The sequence below is a fragment of the Bacillus sp. UMB0893 genome, from assembly GCF_002858905.1.
Taxonomy (GTDB): Bacteria; Bacillota; Bacilli; order Bacillales; family Bacillaceae; genus Bacillus_P.
On the sequence record NZ_PKLB01000002.1, the window covers coordinates 82,542 to 100,890 of the forward strand.

Here is an 18,349-nt window from a genome sequence, read left to right on the forward strand (position 1 = left end):
AAAAAAAGCATCCAGTGAATTGTGGATGCTTTTCTGAACATGACGATCAGATCATTTGCTTTTTACGTGAGCTAACCAGGCGGTTCCGCTTTTCTATGTCCAGCTGCACCGCCTAACTCCTCGGTCAGAACGGCTCTGCCAGTAAAGTCAAAACCGGACTTTTCTGTCAGATCCTTTTCTGCCAGTCGGAGCTAACCAGGCGGTTCCGCTTTTCTATTAATGTCCTCCGAGGAATACGAGCTGAATAAAGAATAGAACTGCGAAAATATAAACAAACAGATGAACTTCTTTCCATTTTCCTTTTGCAATTTTCATAAGTGGATATGAAATAAATCCAAGTGCGATGCCAGTTGCGATGCTTGATGTAAGCGGCATGCTGATAATCACAAGAAAGGCTGGGAATGCTTCATCAATTTCATTCCAGTTGATCTTTGCGATGTTGCCCATCATTAGGCTTCCGACAATAATTAATGCGGGAGCCGTGATGGCGGCAATTCCAGAGACAGCGCCGACTAGAGGGCTGAAGAAAGCTGTTAAGCCAAATAGTACAGCGACAGTTAAAGTTGTAAGTCCTGTACGCCCGCCTGCAGCAACACCTGCAGAGGATTCAATGTACGCCGTTGTCGGGCTTGTTCCAAACATAGCCCCTACAGTCGTTGCAGCAGAGTCAGCTAATAGTGCTTTTCGTGCGTTTGGAAGTTCATTGCCTTTCATCAGGCCTGCTTGCTGAGCTACCCCAATCATTGTTCCTGTTGTATCAAAGATAGTAACGAGCAAGAAAGAGAATACAACTGCATAAAGACCGTGCTGAATCACTTGTCCGATTGCTTCAATTGGATTTAGGATAATAAATCCCTCAGGAAGACTTGGCATGGAAACGAAGCCTTCTTTAAATGAAAGTTCACCTGTAAAGAAAGCAATAATTCCAGTAATGATCATCCCGAAGAAGAGGGCTCCATGAACGTTTAAACTCATTAATACTAATGTAACAGCAAGACCGACAAGCGCAAGTATGACTGGAGGAGAAGTCAAATCTCCAAGCGTCACAAGATTTTCTGGATGGTCCGTAACGATTCCAGTTAAGCGAAGACCAATAAATGCAATAAAAAGGCCAATTCCAGCTGTGATTCCATATTTTAAGTTTGCGGGAATTGCTTCAATTAATTTTTTTCGGAAAGGAGTTAACGATAAAATCAGGAAAAGGATACCTGCTACAAATACAGATGCAAATGCAATCTGGTAGCTTACTTGATGTCCCCCAACGACCGAATAGGCAAAGTAAGCATTCAGTCCCATTCCAGGTGCAATTGCAATCGGATAGTTAGCGGCAAGTGCCATCCAAAGCGTACCAACAATTGCAGCAATAATAGTTGCAGTAAAGACTTGATCAAATGGAACACCAGCGTCAGCAAGTATAATAGGATTAACTACGACAATATAAACCATCGTTAAAAACGTTGTAAGACCTGCTAACGTTTCTGTGCGTACTGTCGTTTGATTTTCTTTTAATTTAAACATGTGAACCTCCAATAAACGAACGTTTTTGAAAAACCTATATTATATTATTCGTTTTTTAATTAAATTGCAAGGGTTATTGTTTTTGCTTGCGGCTCTTTTTGCAAAATATAGCGTCAAGCCATGTTTCAAAGGTAACTCTATAAAAGTTAAATAGAATATTGCAAGAAATCTTTATGAAGGAAGGAGATATTCTTTTTTAAAGCTGTTTTAACATTGATTGTTGTTTTTGGTTATTAATTGTACCCGTGGATTTCCGCTGCAGGCACTTGCTTTCCGCTGTGAGGGATGGGAGCCTCTATTTCCCGCAGGAGTCAAGTGCCTTCCGCTCCAATCCACTAAAGATTTTAACCATTTTTTCTTAAAGCAGCAAACTTTACGAAAAGAGCCTTTTTTTAAAATACAATAGTGAATACAGCAACGCTTGCTTTTAGTTTCTCCGTTTCTTGCTTTCTTATGGACGCTTCGTTTGGTATCTTACTAAGTAGGCAGAATGATTTTTTATGAAAAGAGGCTGATTTATGAATTGGATGGAAGAAGTCTTAAAAAGAAAAGATGATTTTATTAAAGATACGCAAGAATTTTTGCGCATTAAAAGTCTCCTGGATGAAACCACAAGCAAAGAGGGAGCTCCATTTGGAGAAGGGATTAATGAAGCTCTTACCCATATGCTCGCAAAAGGAGAAAATGACGGGTTTACATCAAAAAACCTTGAGGGGTATGCAGGTCATTTGGAGATGGGACAAGGAAACGAGATTGTGGGAATTCTTTGTCATGTCGATGTGGTGCCGGAAGGAGATGGCTGGAGCAGCGATCCATATGGTGCAGACATAAGAGACGGCAAAATTTTTGCCCGTGGAGCAATTGATGATAAAGGTCCAACGATGGCTGCATATTATGCAATGAAAATCGTTAAAGAGCTTGGTTTGCCGCTGAATAAGAGAGTTCGCATGATTCTTGGAACAGACGAAGAAAGTGATTGGCGCTGTGTAGATCATTATTTTAAGCATGAGGAAATGCCAGGAATGGGATTTGCTCCGGATGCCGATTTTCCGATCATTAACGCAGAGAAAGGCATTATTGATGCAAAGCTTTCCTTTTCTTTCAATAAAATTGGAAGCAACAAAGGCACAAAGCTGCTTTCATTTCAATCTGGAAGAAGATATAACATGGTACCCGATCATGCTGAAGCTGTCATTCAATCTGATGTAGCACATACTCTTGCAGAAAAATACAATCGATATATAAACCAATACGATATAAAAGGCAGTGCTTCAGAAGAAAACGGAGTGCTCACCCTGAAGACAGAGGGAGTTTCTGCACACGGCAGTTTGCCTCATACAGGCAAAAATGCAGGATTGCTGCTGGCGTTGTTCTTAGGTGATGAAGAATTAGATGAAAATGGAAAATCGTTTATCGGACAAGTTGTCGCTTTTTTCAGCAATGATACGAGCGGAGAGAAGCTTGGCATTCAATATGAGGATGAGGTGAGCGGTGAGCTTACAGTAAACCTTGGAATCATTTCATATACCAGTGAAGAATCTGGAGAACTTGGCGTTAACATCCGTTATCCTGTAACAGGAGACGTAGAGCGAATTTCTGAAGGGCTGAAATCAATCAGCGAATTTCAGTTAACATCATTAAGTGATTCTAAGCCGCACTATGTTGATGCAGAACATGCATTGATCCAAACTCTGAAAAAAGTGTATGAAGAACAAACTGGAGAGCGCTCTGAACTGATTGCAATCGGAGGGGGCACGTATGCCCGTTCGCTAAAAGCAGGAGTGGCTTTTGGTCCAATGTTTCCTGGAAGACCTGACGTTGCTCATCAAAAAGATGAATATGTCATCATTGACGATTTATTGAAAGCTACGGCAATTTATGCACAGGCGATATACGAATTGGCAAAATAATGTTAACGAATCGTACCATGATGTGGTAGGATGAGTGAAGAAGCTTTTTAACCGCTCTCTGTTCCCTGGAGAGCGGTTTTTCTAGAGTTGCAGGAAAGTATTATTTATTGCGCTTTTCTCCTAATTTGACGTTAAGAAAGAAGGCTGCTGTTTTGGAATATACATTGCAGAGAGAGCATCATACAACAAGAGTTCACTTTTATTCTTTTTATTTTTTAATCTTTTTTGCTTTTGGATCTCTATTTCCTCTGCTGCCTGTTTACCTTAAAGACAGCATCGGGTTATCTGGCAGCCAAATTGGGATGATCATGAGCATCAGTCCTGTTGTTATGATCTTGATTCAGCCTTTGTGGGGAATTCTAAGTGATATTACACAAAAACCAACTGTTTTATTAACGATAGCGCTTACGCTTGCAGGAGTATTTGGACTTGTTTTTTCAGTTTTGGATACTTATGCTTGGTTAATTCTTGTTGCTTCGATGCTTGCAATTGTACAAAGTGCACTCATCCCTTTATCTGATAGTATTTCGATGAATTATGTTCAAAAAACGAAAACTGAATATGGCTCTATCCGGTTATGGGGGGCAGTTGGTTTTGCAGTTGCTGTCATGACAGTGGGACAGCTTGCCGGCCTTTTTTCAATGAGCATGATTTTTTACTCTTTTGCATTTATTTTATTTGTTGCCGTAATCTTTGCCTATCAGCTTCCAAATGAAAATAAAACAATGCAAATCAGTATTAAGGAAGGCATCAAAGAGCTGTCAAATGTTCCAAGGTATTTTGTTTTTTTATTTGTAGCCTTTCTTGTATTAGGGCCGATTCTGGCCAACAATATTTATTTTGGCATATTTGTTGCAGAGCTTGGCGGAGGTCTTACTGGCATCGGTATTGCATTTCTGCTTGCTGCAGGCAGCGAAGCGCCATTTATGAAATTTGCAAGCAGCTGGATCAGAAAGCTTGGGATGATGAACATTCTCATGATGGCAACATTTATTTCAAGCGTTAGATGGTTTTTGTATTTTATTGAGCCTCCGCTTGGAGTGGTGTACATCACAACGATAGCCCAGGGCTTTTCAGTCGGGTTATTTATTCCTGCAGCCCTTCAGTATGTTAGGGATCTCGCACCAGCGGCGGTAGGAGCAACAGCCATCTCTCTTTATTCTTCTGTCGGAAATGGACTTGGAAACTGGTTTTGCACATTTTTGGGAGGATTAATATTAGAAGCTTACTCTGTTCTCTATGTCTATTTATTCTTTGGAATTCTATCATCCATCGCATTGGCTGTATTGGCTGCCATGAAAATAAGGATGCAAAAAGCTGCTCCGGTTTGAGTTCTGAGCAGCTCTTTTAATTCTATTCTATCTATTCGGAAAGAAAGACGTCACTTGATAAATAACGCTCACCCGTATCGCATGCAATACATACGACAATATCATCAGTAGTAAGCCGCTTTGCGACTTCAATCGCAGCAAAGCAGGCAGCGCCAGAGGATGGACCAACTAATATCCCTTCCTCCCGTGCAAGCCTCCGAGTGATATCATAGGCTTGTTCATCTTTGATTTTGATAATTTCATCGTAAATATTCTGATTTAGAATATCAGGTATAAACCCTGGACTGGTGCCGACCAGTTTATGTTTTCCAGGTTTTCCTCCTGATAATACAGGAGATCCTGCCGGCTCGACGACATGAACGGTCAGATCAGGGTAATGCTCTTTCAGCTTTTCGCCAGTACCCGTAATGGTCCCGCCAGTACCTGCTGTTGCAACAAATGCTGAAAGGTTTTTGCCGAGCTTGTCCATTGCAGAAATAATTTCAATCGCAGTTGATTTACGGTGAGCGTCAGAGTTTGCTTCGTTTTCAAACTGCATAGGAACAAAGCTGTCCGGTATTTCTTTTGCAAGTTCATTTGCTTTATTGATTGCACCTGGCATTTTCTCATCGCCAGGTGTTAGGACAACCTTAGCACCGTATGCTTTCAAAAGATTGATTCGCTCTTGTGTCATTGTATCCGGCATAACGAGAATGGCTTTATATCCTCTTGCAGCAGCATTCATCGCAAGTCCGATGCCTGTATTTCCTGAAGTCGGTTCAATGATGGTGGAGTTTTCATTTAAAAGGCCATGTTTTTCAGCCTCAAGAATCATATTAAATGCAGCCCTGTCTTTTACACTGCCGCTTGGATTGAAAAATTCAAGCTTTAAGTAGATATCCGCTCCGTTTTTTGGGTTCAGGCGATTTAATTTTACCAAGGGTGTATTGCCAATTAAATCTGCCACATTTTCAACTGCACGCATTTTTGTTCAGCTCCTTTATTTGATATGATAGCATAGATTTTTTCATTCTCCATTCATTTTGCCCTTAGGTCTAACCGCTTTGTTATGTTCTTTCCTGCAAGTTTGATAAAATGAAAATTACATTAAAAAACGTGATAAAAAGGAGTCAATTATGACAGCTTTAGCCCATTTTTTTATAGGTATTTCATTGCCGGAAGAAAAAGCAAAAAGCATTTATGAGCAAACTTTATCTTTAAGAGAAAAAAACAGCTTCAAATCATGGGTGCACCCGCTTGATTACCACCTTACACTTGCTTTTCTGGGCCGTCCGCAATCGGAAAGCCAGTTAAAACAAGTGAAGAATAATCTGACAGAGGCGTTGAAAAAACACGATGCTTTCCATTTGAAGACAAATACTTTTCAGACATTTGGCAGGGAAAATGCACCAAGAATTTTCTGGCTTGGAGTAGAGGAATCAGAATCATTAACAAAGCTTCGCGATCAGACCTATCAGATTTGTGAAGACATTGGCTTTGAGCTTGATCAGCGTCCATTTGCCCCTCACATTACAATCGCAAAAAAATGGGTTTCGCATGAAGAATTCCTTGATGCTGATTTTGAATCTCCTGAAACAATGAATTTTGAAGTTACAAGCGTCGATCTTTTTCAAACAAAGCTTAATGAACTGCCGAGATACCATTCCATACACAACGTGATGCTTCGCTCGGATTGAATGCCAACATATGAAAAGCAGGGATTAAATTGAAATTTGCAATCATGATCATACAAGTAATAGCTTTATATCTTTTTTACAAAGCAGGAGTTTTTATTCAGGAGCTTCTGCATTTATCTTTTCCGGGCAGCATCATCGGATTGTTCCTTTTGTTTTTTTGTCTTTCATTGAAAATATTGAAGCCGCCGCTTTTAAAAGACGGTAGTTCCTTGCTGTTAAGTCATTTATCTCTGCTTTTTGTACCGGCAACGGTCGGGTTAATCGACCATTTTGATTTATTCAGCGGAAAAGGAATAATAAGTGCGCTTGTTGCTCTTTTCAGCACGGCTTTGGTTATGATTTCTTCTGCCGCAATAAGTCAATTGCTTACAGGAGCTGCTGGAAAGCGTAAAGAGAGAGGGGAATGATGGTGTTTTCTGCCGTTATATATATAATTATTACAATCGTTATATATGCTGCAATGAGACAGGTATATAAAAAGTTTCCGCTGCCGATTCTTGTGCCTATTGCAACATGCACGTTTCTATTGATTCTTCTTTTATTGGCCACGCGGACTTCTTACACAGAGTATATGACAGGGGGAGTGTGGATAGATGAACTCCTCGGGCCTGCTGTTGTTGCTTTGGCTTATCCATTATATGAAAACCGACGTATTTTAAAAAAGTATGCATTTACTATTCTCACTAGTGTTTTTGCAGGATCAATGATCGGCATCGTCAGCGGTACGGCTCTTGCCCGGCTATTTCATGTAGATGAACAGCTGATTTTATCTCTTGCCCCTAAGTCAGTTACAAATCCAATTGCAATGGATGTTGCAGATATAATAGGCGGCATTCCGGCACTTGCTGTAATTTATGTTGTCATTGCAGGTCTTTCTGGAGCAATGTTTGGTCCATATTTATTAAATCTTTTCGGGATTTGGCATCCAGTGGCAAAAGGAATTGGGCTTGGTACAGCCTCGCACGGAACAGGGACAGCAAGGGCGCTTGAGATCGGTGAACTTGAAGGAGCCATCAGTTCAATTGCGATGACCTTGAGCGGCATATTTACAGCAATCATTTGTCCGTTTCTAGCACCATTTATTTTGTTATAAGAAAGCATATAATTTTGCGCATTCATGTCTAGCTCCATCGCCCAGCTCCTCGGCCGGAACAAATCCGCAGGAAAAGTCAAAACCGGACTTTTCTGCCAGATTCTTATCTGTCTGTCGGAGCTAAACGGGCGCTTGCGCATTTCATATAAACGTCCTTTAAGGAGTTGAATACGTTGGCTCAATTAATTAAGCTTCAATCCTGCATTTCCCGGTATGAGATGGATTTGTACCGTTATCAAAGCCAATTCATTCGATTAAAGAAGCAGCAATGGCTTAAGCTCAAGCAAGCCTATGAAAATAATGAATTCCAGCGTTATCTGATGCCACATATAGAAAACGATGATATTCTGGATAAGTCCGTGGAATCAAACAATTTCTTTCAAAAGGTTAAGAAACGGCTGGGGAAAAAGGAAGAAACACTTTCAATTGATGTAACAATTGAAGCTGCTGATGAAAAAAAGGATTCAATGGAATTTATTTTTCAATCTGTTCCAAAATCACTTCATGAATTGAAAATAAAATTCATGAACCATATCTTTCAGTTTCAAATGACATGGGCAACCTCTACGATTCGTGAAAAATCATTTGTTGATTCTAATTATTATGAGGATGAGAGATTGCTTGAACTTCTTCAAAAAATGCCAGACCAGCATCTCATTATGTACAATCCAGTCTTTAAAATGAAAAATGCATCTGTTTTGCTTGATTCAATTTTAATAAGCCCGAGAGAAATTGTATGCATTCATTATCTTGAAGGTGAAAATCATGATGTTTTTGAAGGATCAAATGAACGATTCTGGAGGATCAATCCGGGTGATGATGAAGAAAAAAAACGGCTTTCACCCTTAATCAGCTTAAATCGAACCAGCAGCATTGTTAAGCAATTATTGAAGGCAAGCGATGTAGAGTTAGAAGTGAAAAAGGTACTTGTTTGCAGAAATGGCTTTATTGAGTTTCCTTCAGCGCCTTTTGATCTTACACTTGCAGATAAGCGAAGCTTTTCAAAGTGGTTTCAAACATACAGGCAATCGACAACTCCGATTAAGCATGACCAGCTCAAGGCTGCAGAGGTCCTTCTGGCTAATTGTGAGATTGATTCATTCCGCAGAAACGATTAATGCGCCAATAGGCGTATTTTTTTATGAACTCGCGCACACAGTTAAACTAAAAAAAGCTATAATTTTACTAGACTGGAATATCTCTGAAGATATTCATAGAATTCCTTAAGATAATGGAGCTAATAATGAAGAACAGCATATACTTTATCATTAACCCGCTTGCCGGGAATGGCCAATCATTACGAGTATGGAAGAAAGTAAAACATGAGCTCGAGTTAAACAAAATAGAGTATCGGTCCTTTTTAACTGAATATTCAGGTCATGCAGAAGTTTTGGCAAGGCAAGTGGCTACTATACAGGACTATCATCTGAAAACGGTCATTGGTATTGGCGGAGATGGGACGATTCATGAAATTGTAAATGGGCTTAGTCAATTCAAACATGTGCAGATAGGGTTTATTTCAGCAGGATCAGGCAATGATTTTGCAAGAGGCTATGCACTTCCTCCAGCTAAAAAAGCGGCAGCATCCATCTTGCGCAATTTAAAAAAACAAGTCAGGAGCTGGGACTTGGGCCAATATAATATCGGCCAGCTGGATCGTTCATTCGTTAATAGCATGGGTGCAGGATTTGATGCTTATGTTGCCAAGCTTTCGAACGAAATGGAAATCAAAAAAATATTGAACATATTCCGTGCAGGTTCATTCATTTATATTTTTGCACTGCTGAAGGGATTAAAAAACTATCAGCCTGGTGATGTAACGCTTACCATTGATGGTGAAGAAAAGACGTATAGAAATGTCTGGCTGACTGCTGTCAGCAACCATCCTTATTACGGTGGAGGAATGAAAATTTCTCCTGATGCAAAACCAGATGACGGTTTGCTTGATGTCATTCTTGTCCATAATTTATCTAGAATCAAGCTATTGCTGCTCTTTGGACTGGTTTTTGCGGGAAAGCATACAGGTTTAAAAGAAGTTCATGCATTCAAAGCTAAAGAAATAAAAATAACAGCGGATGCTCCGCTCATGATACAGGCTGATGGAGAATACATAGGAGAAACACCGGTCACAGTCACATTGCGACCTAAAAGCATAAAGTATTATACGTAACTCAATATCAAGTTGTTTCTCAATGGGTATACTGGATTGATGAAACAACTTTTGCAGGCAGGTGACCTATATGTTATCGGTACAACGTGTTTTTTATGCGTATCTTGATGAAATGGACTTAATTACAATCCTTATTCCTACGGAAATGCCGCAAGCGGAAAAAAAGACATTCACACTCATAGATGGTGAAACACGTACAAAGCTGCAATGCGAACGCCAGGAGTATATTGAAAACAGTGTTAAATATCAATGCAGACTTGATGCTTCTATCAAACCATTTGGAAAATTGTATGAAGTATGCGATGAATTTGGTAATAAAACAGATCTGCAAATAGGAGCGGTTATTCGAACAGCTGCGTTTGATGAATACTTTTATTATGGCCATGATGACCTTGGCGTTCAGTTTCATGCTGATTCCGCAACGATGAAGCTCTGGGCTCCAACGGCAACAGATGTAAAGGTTAAATTGCTTTTTCCAAGTGAGCATCGGGAAGAAATACTTTCATTGCAGCCTGAAGATAAAGGAATTTGGACGATTTCTTTAAAGGGCAATTTTGACAGCGTTTTCTACACGTATCTTGTGTGTGTGAACTTAGTCTGGAATGAAGCCGTAGATCCATATGCAAAAGCGGTGTCTTTAAATGGAGAATATGGTGTCATTGTGAACCTTGAAAAAACGAATGAAAAGAAATACAGCCCTGACCCTCTCGTTCAGTTAACTGATTCGATTATATATGAGGCACACATCCGTGATTTTTCAATCCATCTAAACAGCGGGATTCGTTTAAAAGGAAAATATTCTGCTTTTACAGAGACTGGTACTCACACGCAAAAAGGACTTAGTTCAGGAATAGCGTATTTAAAAGATCTTGGAATCACTCATCTGGAACTGCTGCCATTCAACGATTTTGAAGGAGTAAATGAACGAAATGTTCTTGAACATTATAATTGGGGATACAATCCTCTTCATTTTAATGCTCCAGAAGGAAGCTATGCTACTGATCCTGAAAACCCATACACAAGGATTATAGAATTGAAGACAGCGATTCAGGCAATCCATGCACAAGGTATGAGAGTCATTATGGATGTGGTCTACAATCATGTCTATATTAGAGAAAATTCTTCTTTCGAGAAAATTGTACCTGGCTATTATTTTCGCCATGATAACAATGGGCTCCCATCAAATGGTACGGGAGTAGGCAATGATTTTGCCTCTGAAATGAAAATGGCCGGCAAATTTATTGTAGATTCAATAAAATATTGGCTGAAAGAATATGATGTTGATGGATTTCGCTTTGATTTAATGGGTATTTTGGATATTAAGACAATGAATAAAGTCAGCGAGGAATGCAAACGGATGAAACCTGATATTCTCATTTTAGGAGAAGGATGGGATTTGCAGACTCCTCTCTCATATGAAGAAAAGGCAATTATTGCAAATGCAGGCAAAATGCCTGGAGTTGCCTTTTTCAATGATCAATTCAGGGATTATATTAAAGGAAGCACATTTGAAGTTTCAGACCGTGGTTTTATTCTCGGGAATTCTGGAAATCAGGAGATGCTTGAAAAAGTCATGCGCGGATCGATTTCTCACTTTTTACATCCTGCTCAATCCATTAATTACGTAGAGTCTCATGATAATCATACGCTGTGGGATAAGATGAACCTATGTCTCCCAGATGAATCAGATGAGAATAAGCGTGCAAGACAGAAGCTTGCCGCAAGCATGGTTCTGCTTGCACAAGGGATTCCATTTCTTCATAGCGGTCAAGAATTTTACCGAACAAAACAAGGAGTAGAAAACAGCTATAATTCACCCGATGCCATTAACCAGCTGGATTGGAATGAAAGAGAACGTTTTGCATCAGATATTCAATACATTCAGCATGTCATTTCACTCCGAAAATCTCATGGAGCATTTAGGTTTGGTTCTTCAGAAGAAATTCGTAAGCACTATCAGATTTTAATAAATGAAGGCGGTATTTTCGCATACCACCTAAATCATGTAGAAGCATATGGTCCATGGGGAAAGATAATGGTTATTCATTGCAATCACACAAACGGTATGCATCTTCCTCTGCCTGATAAAGGAAAATGGGAAATCGCCTCCTGTCCAGACTTTTGCATCTTAGAAAAAAGAAGTCGTTCTATTGAGGATAGTTCATATGAGGTCAATCAAATCGGGACTTTTGTCTTATTCCAAAAGTAGGTTTTCGGTTTTTCTTGACTATAATTGCATAGAAACGATAAAATTTAAAAGGATAGCTATCGGTAATTGATTTATGATCTTTGAATAGCTGTCTTTTTTAATGGCCGTGTTCGCATCGATTATTGTTTTTCGTAAAAAGTCTAATATCGGTGTATAATAAGGATTTCGTGCTCTTTTCTAAAGACCTCTTAAAATGACGTTTGAATAACTTAACTTGTTTTGAAAGACACCAATAACGGAAAAGAGCCTTTTAACTGACTTAATGAATGATAGTTAGAGTAAAGCGATCAGCATTTGTGTCATCACTGCTTTAGCTTTTCCTATTCCAAACTTATAAATGAAATGTTGGGTTGAAATTGAAGGTGAACTGGTTGGAACAACTACTTGGAAGCGAGTGGGAGCTATCTCCTGCTGGCGGAGCAACAGGCGATGCATATTTTGCACAGCGAGAAGGGCAAAAATTGTTCTTAAAACGAAATAGTTCTCCATTCCTGGCCGTACTGTCTGCAGAAGGAATTGTTCCGAAGCTTGTGTGGACAAAAAGGCTTGAAAATGGCGATGTAATAACGGCACAGCATTGGTTAAGCGGACGTGAGCTTAAGCCAAGAGATATGAATGGCGAAAATGTTGCAGAACTGCTTCGCAAAATTCATCATTCTAAAGAGCTGCTTGATATGCTTAAACGTCTGGGAAAGCAACCGCTTACTCCTTCAATAATTTTAGAGGATTTAAAGCAAACGGTTGAGTTTGAAAACTTTTATCTCCCAGAAGTAATGCAGGCAATCAGTTATTTGGAATCCAATCTGCCTTATGTGGATTGTGATGACAAAGTGGTCTGTCATTGTGATGTAAACCATAACAACTGGCTGTTATCAAATGATGATGAACAGCTGTATCTCATTGACTGGGACGGCGCATTGATTGCAGATCCAGCCATTGATATCGGCATGCTTTTATACTGGTATATCGATGAAAAAGACTGGGAAAGCTGGCTTTCTACATATGGTCTTACGATGACAGATCAGCTTCTATTGCGGATGTACTGGTATGTGCTTGCGCAAACGATTACCTATTCACTTTGGTATCGTGCGAAGCAAAACGAAAAAGAAACCAATGTATGGCTTAATTATTTACGTCTTATGATTACCAAGGTAAAAGAAATTTAAGAAAATGAATCTATATCATCAATCCATTGTGTAAGCACATTTTGCTGAGACGTGATATATGAATTCAGTTCTGGCGAATTTTTACCGTCTTGACTATAAGAGTAAATATTTTGAAGCACGCTCTTTAAATCCTGATGAATATCTGTGTTCACCATTAAAGATTTTATCACGCGCTCAAGCTGTTCACATTCTGCAACCGTTCCGCAGCAGTCACTTTGATGCTCTGTCAATATGTCCTTTAATAATGCAACTTGATGCTGATGTTCTAACGGCATAGCAAACACTCCTTTAAAGATTCTTGTCTTAATTTGTACAAGAATCTTCAATTTCATTCTGAATATGAAATGACCCGCTCCCCTAGTGGACCTGGTCATTTTTTTATCGTGGATCGATAAGACTTGGTATTAGACATTTTTTATAATTAGGAAATGCACAGATTAAAAGTGTTTTGGCAAGTTGACCCTCCATAACAGCTCTGATTTTTTCCTCAGCACTTAAGAAAAATGGCTAAATCAACTAGAAATAGGCATTTTAATAAGGTTTTTGGTTGTAAATGGGGTTGGCAGGTTGGAAGCCCATTTCGGCTAGTTGAAAGCAGGTTTTGGCGTGTTGGAAACGTGTTTCGGCTTATTGGATGATGTTTTTGGCGAGTTGAGCACTCCTGAATCGAATCTGATTCCTCATTCAACTGGATTATTGTTCTGATTTATTACACAGCACTTTAGATAAAATGGAGAACGGCAGCTAGAAATAGGCATTTTAATAAGGTTTTTTCGTATAAAATGGGGTTGCCGGGGAGGAAGTCTGTTTCCAAGAGTAGAAGACCTGTTTTTGAAAAACCTGAACATCCTAATTCACAGGAACAATCCGTGATTCGCCAGTGAATTCCTCTTGCGCACCCCGGGGTTTCATGATATCTTTTACATCGACATTAAATTGATAGAGGTGTGCTTCATGCGATTGCGGAATAAGCCTTGGGCCAATGATTTTATTGCCGGGCATTCAAATATTGTGATTCAAAATCCTACAGAGGTTAAAGGGAAATGGAATGAGCTTTTTGGAAATGATCATCCGATCCATATTGAGGTAGGGACAGGAAAAGGCCAATTTGTCGTTGGGATGGCTGCGGCTAATCCAAACATTAATTATATCGGCATTGAATTGTCTGAAAGTGTAATCGTCGGTGCACTGCAAAAAGTTGTGGAAGCGGATCGTTCAAATGTCCTGCTCCTGAATGAAAATGCAGAGGATCTTACAGAAATTTTTGCGAAGGGCGAGATTGAGCGGGTTTACTTGAATTTCTCTGATCCATGGCCGAAGATGAGACATGAAAAACGCAGATTGACATTTAAAACGTTCCTTAAACGGTATGAGGATATTTTAATTGATAATGGTGAAATTCATTTTAAAACCGATAATCAAGGCTTATTTGAATATTCTCTCACAAGCTTCTCTGAATATGGATTATTGTTAACGTACGTCAGCTTAGATTTGCACAGCAGTGATTATGAGGGTAATATCATGACAGAGTATGAAGAAAAATTTTCGAAAAAAGGGCAACGAATTTATCGTTCTGAAGTAAGGTATATAAAAAATTAACCCATGTCCACGGACACGGGTTTTTTGTTATGATGAAACTGGAGGGGATGCAAATGGAAAATTTAACGATCGGTCAAACTTCTTTAACATGGCTTGACGGAGGGGTAACATATCTTGATGGGGGTGCAATGTTCGGAGTTGTTCCTAAACCGCTCTGGTCAAAAAAATATCCGGTTAATGAACGGAATCAGATTGAGCTTCGGACAGATCCGATCCTTGTGCAGAAAGAAGGCATTAATCTTCTAATTGACAGCGGCATTGGTTCAGGGAGATTGACGGATAAACAAAAAAGAAATTTCGGCGTTGCAGCTGAGTCTAATGTAATCGCTTCATTAAATGAAATGGGTTTAAAATCTGAAGATATCCATTATGTTTTAATGACTCACTTGCATTTTGATCATGTATCCGGTTTGACGATGCTTGAAAATGACGAGCTAGTTTCCATCTTTCCAAATGCAAAAATCATTACATCTTCCATTGAATGGAATGAAATGCGGGCACCTAATATTCGTTCAGCGAATACATATTGGAAGGAAAATTGGCAGGCCATAGAAGGACAGGTTGTGCCTTTTGAAGAAAAAGCAGAAGTAGTTCCAGGCATTCAAATGATTCATACCGGTGGTCACAGTGATGGGCACAGCATTATCAAAATTGAAGATGACGGTCAAATTGTTCTTCATATGGCGGACCTGATGCCTACACATGCCCACAGCAATCCGCTATGGGTATTGGCATATGATGATTATCCAATGAATTCAATTGAACAAAAGCAAAAATGGCTTGGCTATGCCAGCGAAAAAAATGTGTGGCTATCCTTTTATCACGATGCTTTTTACCGAGCGATTAAATGGAATGAAAAGAAAGAAATGATCGATAAAGTAGAAAGAAAACGTTCAGAATAAAAACATGGCATGGAGACTGTCTCCATGCCATTACATTTAATTCTTATGCAATTTGTTCTACGTGAAGGATATTTCCGCTCTCAGCATCAACAAAAGCCTCATATTGTTCTAGTTCTGAGTCAGCCGTCCGAGTGATTCCGGCTTTATAAATGCTGTACGTTTGGCCTGACTTAGAATAGGTTTCGCGAACCGTGTAGATCCATGAACCATTAATCGGGCCCTTTTCTTTAAAGGCATTTTTCACGACAGTTAAAGCTTTTTCAGAAGAAATATATGCCGGCTTTATTTGATCTCTAAATATGTATGCAGCTGCCAGACCTATTCCAATTCCGATGAATACTTTTCTGCAATTCATAACGAACTCCTCCATCCTTAACACATTGATTTAAGTATACAGAAGATTTCCATTCTTGTTAAGTAAGGCTTTTTTCATATACGAAAAGAGCTTGGGGTCATGGGCAAAAAATGTAAGAATATTAATAATCTATGTGGAAATCAAACAGCTTTATCTAATGATGAAAGCTGGCACGTTTTTCAAAATTTCTGTAAAATGTGAGTATACATATGAAAAGGGGTTATGAAGCATGAACCAAGAAACGCTGGAGCTTTTTAAAACATTGACGGAACTCCCAGGTGCACCGGGAAACGAGCATGCTGTTCGCAAATTCATGCGTTCAGAGCTTGAGAAATACTCAGATGAGATTGTACAAGATCGGCTGGGAAGTATATTCGGGGTGAAGCGCGGACAATCGGATGGCCCGAAAATCATGGTTGCAGGGCATATGGATGAAGTCGGATTTATGGTTACGTCCGTAACAAAAAATGGAATGATCCGTTTTCAGACGCTTGGCGGCTGGTGGAGTCAGGTATTGCTTGCACAGCGCGTCCGGATTATCACAGAAAAAGGTTCGATTCCAGGTGTCATAGGATCGATTCCTCCACATTTATTAAGCGAAGATCAGCGAAATAAACCTATGCAAATTAAAAATATGCTGATTGATATTGGTGCAGATTCAGAAGAAAATGCTGTTGAGCTTGGCATAAAGCCAGGTCAGCAAATTCTTCCTGTTTGCCCATTTACACCAATGGCAAATCCGAAAAAAATCATGGCGAAAGCATGGGATAACCGTTATGGCTGCGGACTTTCAATCGAATTATTAAAAGAGCTGAAAAATGAAAGCCTCCCAAATACTCTCTTTTCAGGTGCAACTGTGCAGGAAGAGGTAGGTCTGAGAGGAGCGCAAACTGCTGCAAATATGATTCAGCCTGATTTATTTTTCGCTTTAGATGCCAGTCCTGCAAACGATATGAGCGGGGCTAAGCATGAATTTGGCCAGCTCGGAAAAGGTGCGCTGCTTCGTATTTTAGACCGTACGATGGTTACACATAGAGGAATGCGGGAATTCGTCCTGGATACAGCTGAAACAAACCAAATCCCATATCAATACTTTGTTTCACAAGGCGGAACGGACGCGGGCAGAGTCCATACATCGAACGATGGCGTGCCATCCGCTGTAATCGGTATATGCTCTCGTTACATTCATACTGCTGCTTCGATTGTACATATCGATGATTATGCTGCAGCAAAAGAATTGATCGTAAGCCTTGTTAAAGCCTGTGATCAGACGACGCTAAATACAATTAAACAAAATTCATAATGATGAAAAAGGAAATCACTCAAGTGATTTTCTTTTTTTAAGGAGCAATTAAATATGAAAATAGCAATCGGTACATTAAATCCTACAAAAATTAATGCAATCAAAGCCTGTATTTCCAATTATGAAAACTTGATATTTTCTAGTGTAAAGGTTCCTTCAGGCGTATCTGAGCAGCCGTTTTCGGATGAGGAAACGATACAAGGTGCGGTAAACAGAGCGAACAATGCGAGATTAGCAGATCAGGCGGATCTTGGGGCTGGTTTGGAAGGAGGCATAATTGAAACAGCGAATGGTTTTTTCCTTTGCAATTGGGGCGCTATTACAAGTGCAGATTTTGAGCCAATAATCGCAGGAGGAGCAAGAATCCCATTACCGATTGAAATAGGTGAAAAGGTAAAAGCTGGGGTAGAGCTTGGAATTGTGATGGATCAATATGCGAATCAATTCAACGTCCGTCACAATGAGGGCGCGATCGGCATTTTCACAAACGGTTTTGTCAATCGCACAGAAATGTTTACTCATGTTGCTAAATTATTATTCGGACAATATTTTTTCAAGTGTGAAAAGAGCGGCGGCAGTTAAATCCGCTGCTCTTTTTCGAAAAGATAAGATAGGACTGCAATTGCCTGATCTACGTTTACTGCCGTAACATCTGCTTTGGAAGAAAGTTCTTTCAGAGGGTGATGCAAACTTTCTGGACGAATCAATATTAACGGTTTACCAAGGGTAATGGCATGGCTTGCATCCATTGCAGTATTCCACTGTTTATACTTTTCGCCGAATAAGGCAATTACGATATCAGCTTTTTGCACAAGGACTTTGGATCTGAAATTATTTATTCTTGATGCTGCTTCGTCTTTGAAGATAGCATTGGGCTGAACACCCAGTATTTCTTCCCCAATCTGATCTGAACGTTCATGATCTTCCATAGGGCCTGTAAATTCTAAAGGAAGATTTTTTGACTTCTCTACAATCTCATTTCTCCAATTGCTATGTATTTCTCCAGCCAAATATACAACCATTTTCATAAATTGTTTCACCTCATTTTTTAAATGTATTTACCCTGAATTACTTCTAATGAAACTAAGCTCTCTTGTCAATTGTAAAATGAAAGGGT

18 protein-coding genes are annotated in these 18,349 nt (G+C 39.6%); 13 read left to right on the forward strand and 5 right to left on the reverse strand.

Annotated features, from left to right (window positions below; all coding sequences use genetic code 11):
* Nucleotides 1–216: 216 nt before the first annotated feature.
* Complete coding sequence (locus CYJ36_RS06055; RefSeq protein WP_101565870.1) at nt 217–1,518, reverse strand: NCS2 family permease; 1,302 nt, start codon at nt 1,516–1,518, stop codon at nt 217–219.
* Between the two features lie 518 nt (nt 1,519–2,036).
* On the opposite strand from CYJ36_RS06055, the gene pepV reads away from it, so the two are divergent.
* The gene (gene pepV, locus CYJ36_RS06060) at nt 2,037–3,428 is read left to right on the forward strand and encodes a dipeptidase PepV (protein ID WP_101565872.1); all 1,392 of its coding nucleotides are present in this window, start codon (nt 2,037–2,039) and stop codon (nt 3,426–3,428) included.
* Nucleotides 3,429–3,580: 152 nt separating this feature from the next.
* A complete protein-coding gene (locus CYJ36_RS06065; RefSeq protein ID WP_101565874.1) occupies nt 3,581–4,759 on the forward strand; it encodes an MFS transporter in 1,179 nt (392 codons plus the stop codon).
* A gap of 31 nt (nt 4,760–4,790) precedes the next feature.
* Here CYJ36_RS06065 and cysK read toward each other — a convergent pair whose 3' ends face one another.
* A complete protein-coding gene (gene cysK, locus CYJ36_RS06070; RefSeq protein ID WP_101565876.1) occupies nt 4,791–5,723 on the reverse strand; it encodes a cysteine synthase A in 933 nt (310 codons plus the stop codon).
* A gap of 151 nt (nt 5,724–5,874) precedes the next feature.
* Between cysK and thpR the strand changes: the two genes are divergently transcribed.
* From thpR to CYJ36_RS06105, 7 genes are all read left to right on the forward strand, one after another.
* Nucleotides 5,875–6,435, forward strand: a complete 561-nt coding sequence (thpR, locus tag CYJ36_RS06075) for an RNA 2',3'-cyclic phosphodiesterase (protein ID WP_101565878.1) — start codon at nt 5,875–5,877, stop codon at nt 6,433–6,435.
* A 29-nt stretch (nt 6,436–6,464) separates the two neighbouring features.
* Nucleotides 6,465–6,842: a CidA/LrgA family protein gene (locus CYJ36_RS06080; RefSeq protein WP_101565880.1), complete on the forward strand. Its 378-nt coding sequence runs from the start codon at nt 6,465–6,467 to the stop codon at nt 6,840–6,842.
* A complete protein-coding gene (locus CYJ36_RS06085) occupies nt 6,839–7,528 on the forward strand; it encodes an LrgB family protein (protein ID WP_101565882.1) in 690 nt (229 codons plus the stop codon). Before CYJ36_RS06080 ends, CYJ36_RS06085 begins: the two co-directional genes overlap by 4 nt.
* Nucleotides 7,529–7,701: 173 nt before the next feature.
* Nucleotides 7,702–8,646 (forward strand): nuclease-related domain-containing protein, encoded by a 945-nt coding sequence (locus CYJ36_RS06090; protein WP_101565884.1) that lies wholly within the window; start codon nt 7,702–7,704, stop codon nt 8,644–8,646.
* Between the two features lie 125 nt (nt 8,647–8,771).
* The gene (locus CYJ36_RS06095; RefSeq protein ID WP_180850104.1) at nt 8,772–9,698 is read left to right on the forward strand and encodes a diacylglycerol/lipid kinase family protein; all 927 of its coding nucleotides are present in this window, start codon (nt 8,772–8,774) and stop codon (nt 9,696–9,698) included.
* 70 nt (nt 9,699–9,768) lie between these two features.
* The gene (pulA, locus tag CYJ36_RS06100) at nt 9,769–11,907 is read left to right on the forward strand and encodes a type I pullulanase (protein WP_101565888.1); all 2,139 of its coding nucleotides are present in this window, start codon (nt 9,769–9,771) and stop codon (nt 11,905–11,907) included.
* 350 nt (nt 11,908–12,257) lie between these two features.
* Nucleotides 12,258–13,073 (forward strand): phosphotransferase family protein, encoded by an 816-nt coding sequence (locus tag CYJ36_RS06105; protein WP_101565890.1) that lies wholly within the window; start codon nt 12,258–12,260, stop codon nt 13,071–13,073.
* Here the strand turns inward: CYJ36_RS06105 and CYJ36_RS06110 are convergent.
* Entirely contained in the window at nt 13,070–13,348 is a 279-nt protein-coding gene (locus tag CYJ36_RS06110) for a YtzH-like family protein (RefSeq protein WP_101565892.1), read from the reverse strand. The two genes, CYJ36_RS06105 and CYJ36_RS06110, sit on opposite strands and share 4 nt — an antisense overlap.
* 679 nt (nt 13,349–14,027) lie before the next feature.
* Here CYJ36_RS06110 and trmB point away from each other — a divergent pair.
* Both trmB and CYJ36_RS06120 read left to right on the forward strand, forming a co-directional pair.
* A complete protein-coding gene (gene trmB / locus CYJ36_RS06115) occupies nt 14,028–14,672 on the forward strand; it encodes a tRNA (guanosine(46)-N7)-methyltransferase TrmB (RefSeq protein ID WP_101565893.1) in 645 nt (214 codons plus the stop codon).
* A 53-nt stretch (nt 14,673–14,725) separates the two neighbouring features.
* Complete coding sequence (locus CYJ36_RS06120) at nt 14,726–15,574, forward strand: YtnP family quorum-quenching lactonase (RefSeq protein ID WP_101565895.1); 849 nt, start codon at nt 14,726–14,728, stop codon at nt 15,572–15,574.
* Between the two features lie 43 nt (nt 15,575–15,617).
* Here CYJ36_RS06120 and CYJ36_RS06125 read toward each other — a convergent pair whose 3' ends face one another.
* A complete protein-coding gene (locus CYJ36_RS06125) occupies nt 15,618–15,929 on the reverse strand; it encodes a PepSY domain-containing protein (RefSeq protein ID WP_101565897.1) in 312 nt (103 codons plus the stop codon).
* Nucleotides 15,930–16,158: 229 nt separating this feature from the next.
* On the opposite strand from CYJ36_RS06125, the gene CYJ36_RS06130 reads away from it, so the two are divergent.
* Nucleotides 16,159–17,232 carry a M42 family metallopeptidase gene (locus CYJ36_RS06130; RefSeq protein ID WP_101565899.1) on the forward strand — a complete coding sequence of 358 codons (1,074 nt, stop codon included), beginning with the start codon at nt 16,159–16,161 and terminating at the stop codon, nt 17,230–17,232.
* Between the two features lie 54 nt (nt 17,233–17,286).
* Nucleotides 17,287–17,814 carry a DUF84 family protein gene (locus tag CYJ36_RS06135; protein WP_101565901.1) on the forward strand — a complete coding sequence of 176 codons (528 nt, stop codon included), beginning with the start codon at nt 17,287–17,289 and terminating at the stop codon, nt 17,812–17,814.
* On the opposite strand, the gene CYJ36_RS06140 is transcribed toward CYJ36_RS06135, so the two are convergent.
* A complete protein-coding gene (locus CYJ36_RS06140; protein WP_101565903.1) occupies nt 17,811–18,260 on the reverse strand; it encodes a YtoQ family protein in 450 nt (149 codons plus the stop codon). The two genes, CYJ36_RS06135 and CYJ36_RS06140, sit on opposite strands and share 4 nt — an antisense overlap.
* Nucleotides 18,261–18,349: the final 89 nt, after the last annotated feature.

What these genes read in the sequence shown, in the direction of transcription:
- CYJ36_RS06095 (WP_180850104.1), top strand. Translation starts at nt 8,772, where the DNA reads ATGAAGAACAGCATATACTTTATCATTAACCCGCTTGCCGGGAATGGC.
- CYJ36_RS06125 (WP_101565897.1), bottom strand. Translation starts at nt 15,929, where the DNA reads ATGAATTGCAGAAAAGTATTCATCGGAATTGGAATAGGTCTGGCAGCT.
- pepV (WP_101565872.1), top strand. Translation starts at nt 2,037, where the DNA reads ATGAATTGGATGGAAGAAGTCTTAAAAAGAAAAGATGATTTTATTAAA.
- CYJ36_RS06110 (WP_101565892.1), bottom strand. Translation starts at nt 13,348, where the DNA reads ATGCCGTTAGAACATCAGCATCAAGTTGCATTATTAAAGGACATATTG.
- CYJ36_RS06140 (WP_101565903.1), bottom strand. Translation starts at nt 18,260, where the DNA reads ATGAAAATGGTTGTATATTTGGCTGGAGAAATACATAGCAATTGGAGA.
- CYJ36_RS06130 (WP_101565899.1), top strand. Translation starts at nt 16,159, where the DNA reads ATGAACCAAGAAACGCTGGAGCTTTTTAAAACATTGACGGAACTCCCA.
- trmB (WP_101565893.1), top strand. Translation starts at nt 14,028, where the DNA reads ATGCGATTGCGGAATAAGCCTTGGGCCAATGATTTTATTGCCGGGCAT.
- CYJ36_RS06085 (WP_101565882.1), top strand. Translation starts at nt 6,839, where the DNA reads ATGATGGTGTTTTCTGCCGTTATATATATAATTATTACAATCGTTATA.
- pulA (WP_101565888.1), top strand. Translation starts at nt 9,769, where the DNA reads ATGTTATCGGTACAACGTGTTTTTTATGCGTATCTTGATGAAATGGAC.
- CYJ36_RS06055 (WP_101565870.1), bottom strand. Translation starts at nt 1,518, where the DNA reads ATGTTTAAATTAAAAGAAAATCAAACGACAGTACGCACAGAAACGTTA.
- CYJ36_RS06120 (WP_101565895.1), top strand. Translation starts at nt 14,726, where the DNA reads ATGGAAAATTTAACGATCGGTCAAACTTCTTTAACATGGCTTGACGGA.
- thpR (WP_101565878.1), top strand. Translation starts at nt 5,875, where the DNA reads ATGACAGCTTTAGCCCATTTTTTTATAGGTATTTCATTGCCGGAAGAA.
- cysK (WP_101565876.1), bottom strand. Translation starts at nt 5,723, where the DNA reads ATGCGTGCAGTTGAAAATGTGGCAGATTTAATTGGCAATACACCCTTG.
- CYJ36_RS06135 (WP_101565901.1), top strand. Translation starts at nt 17,287, where the DNA reads ATGAAAATAGCAATCGGTACATTAAATCCTACAAAAATTAATGCAATC.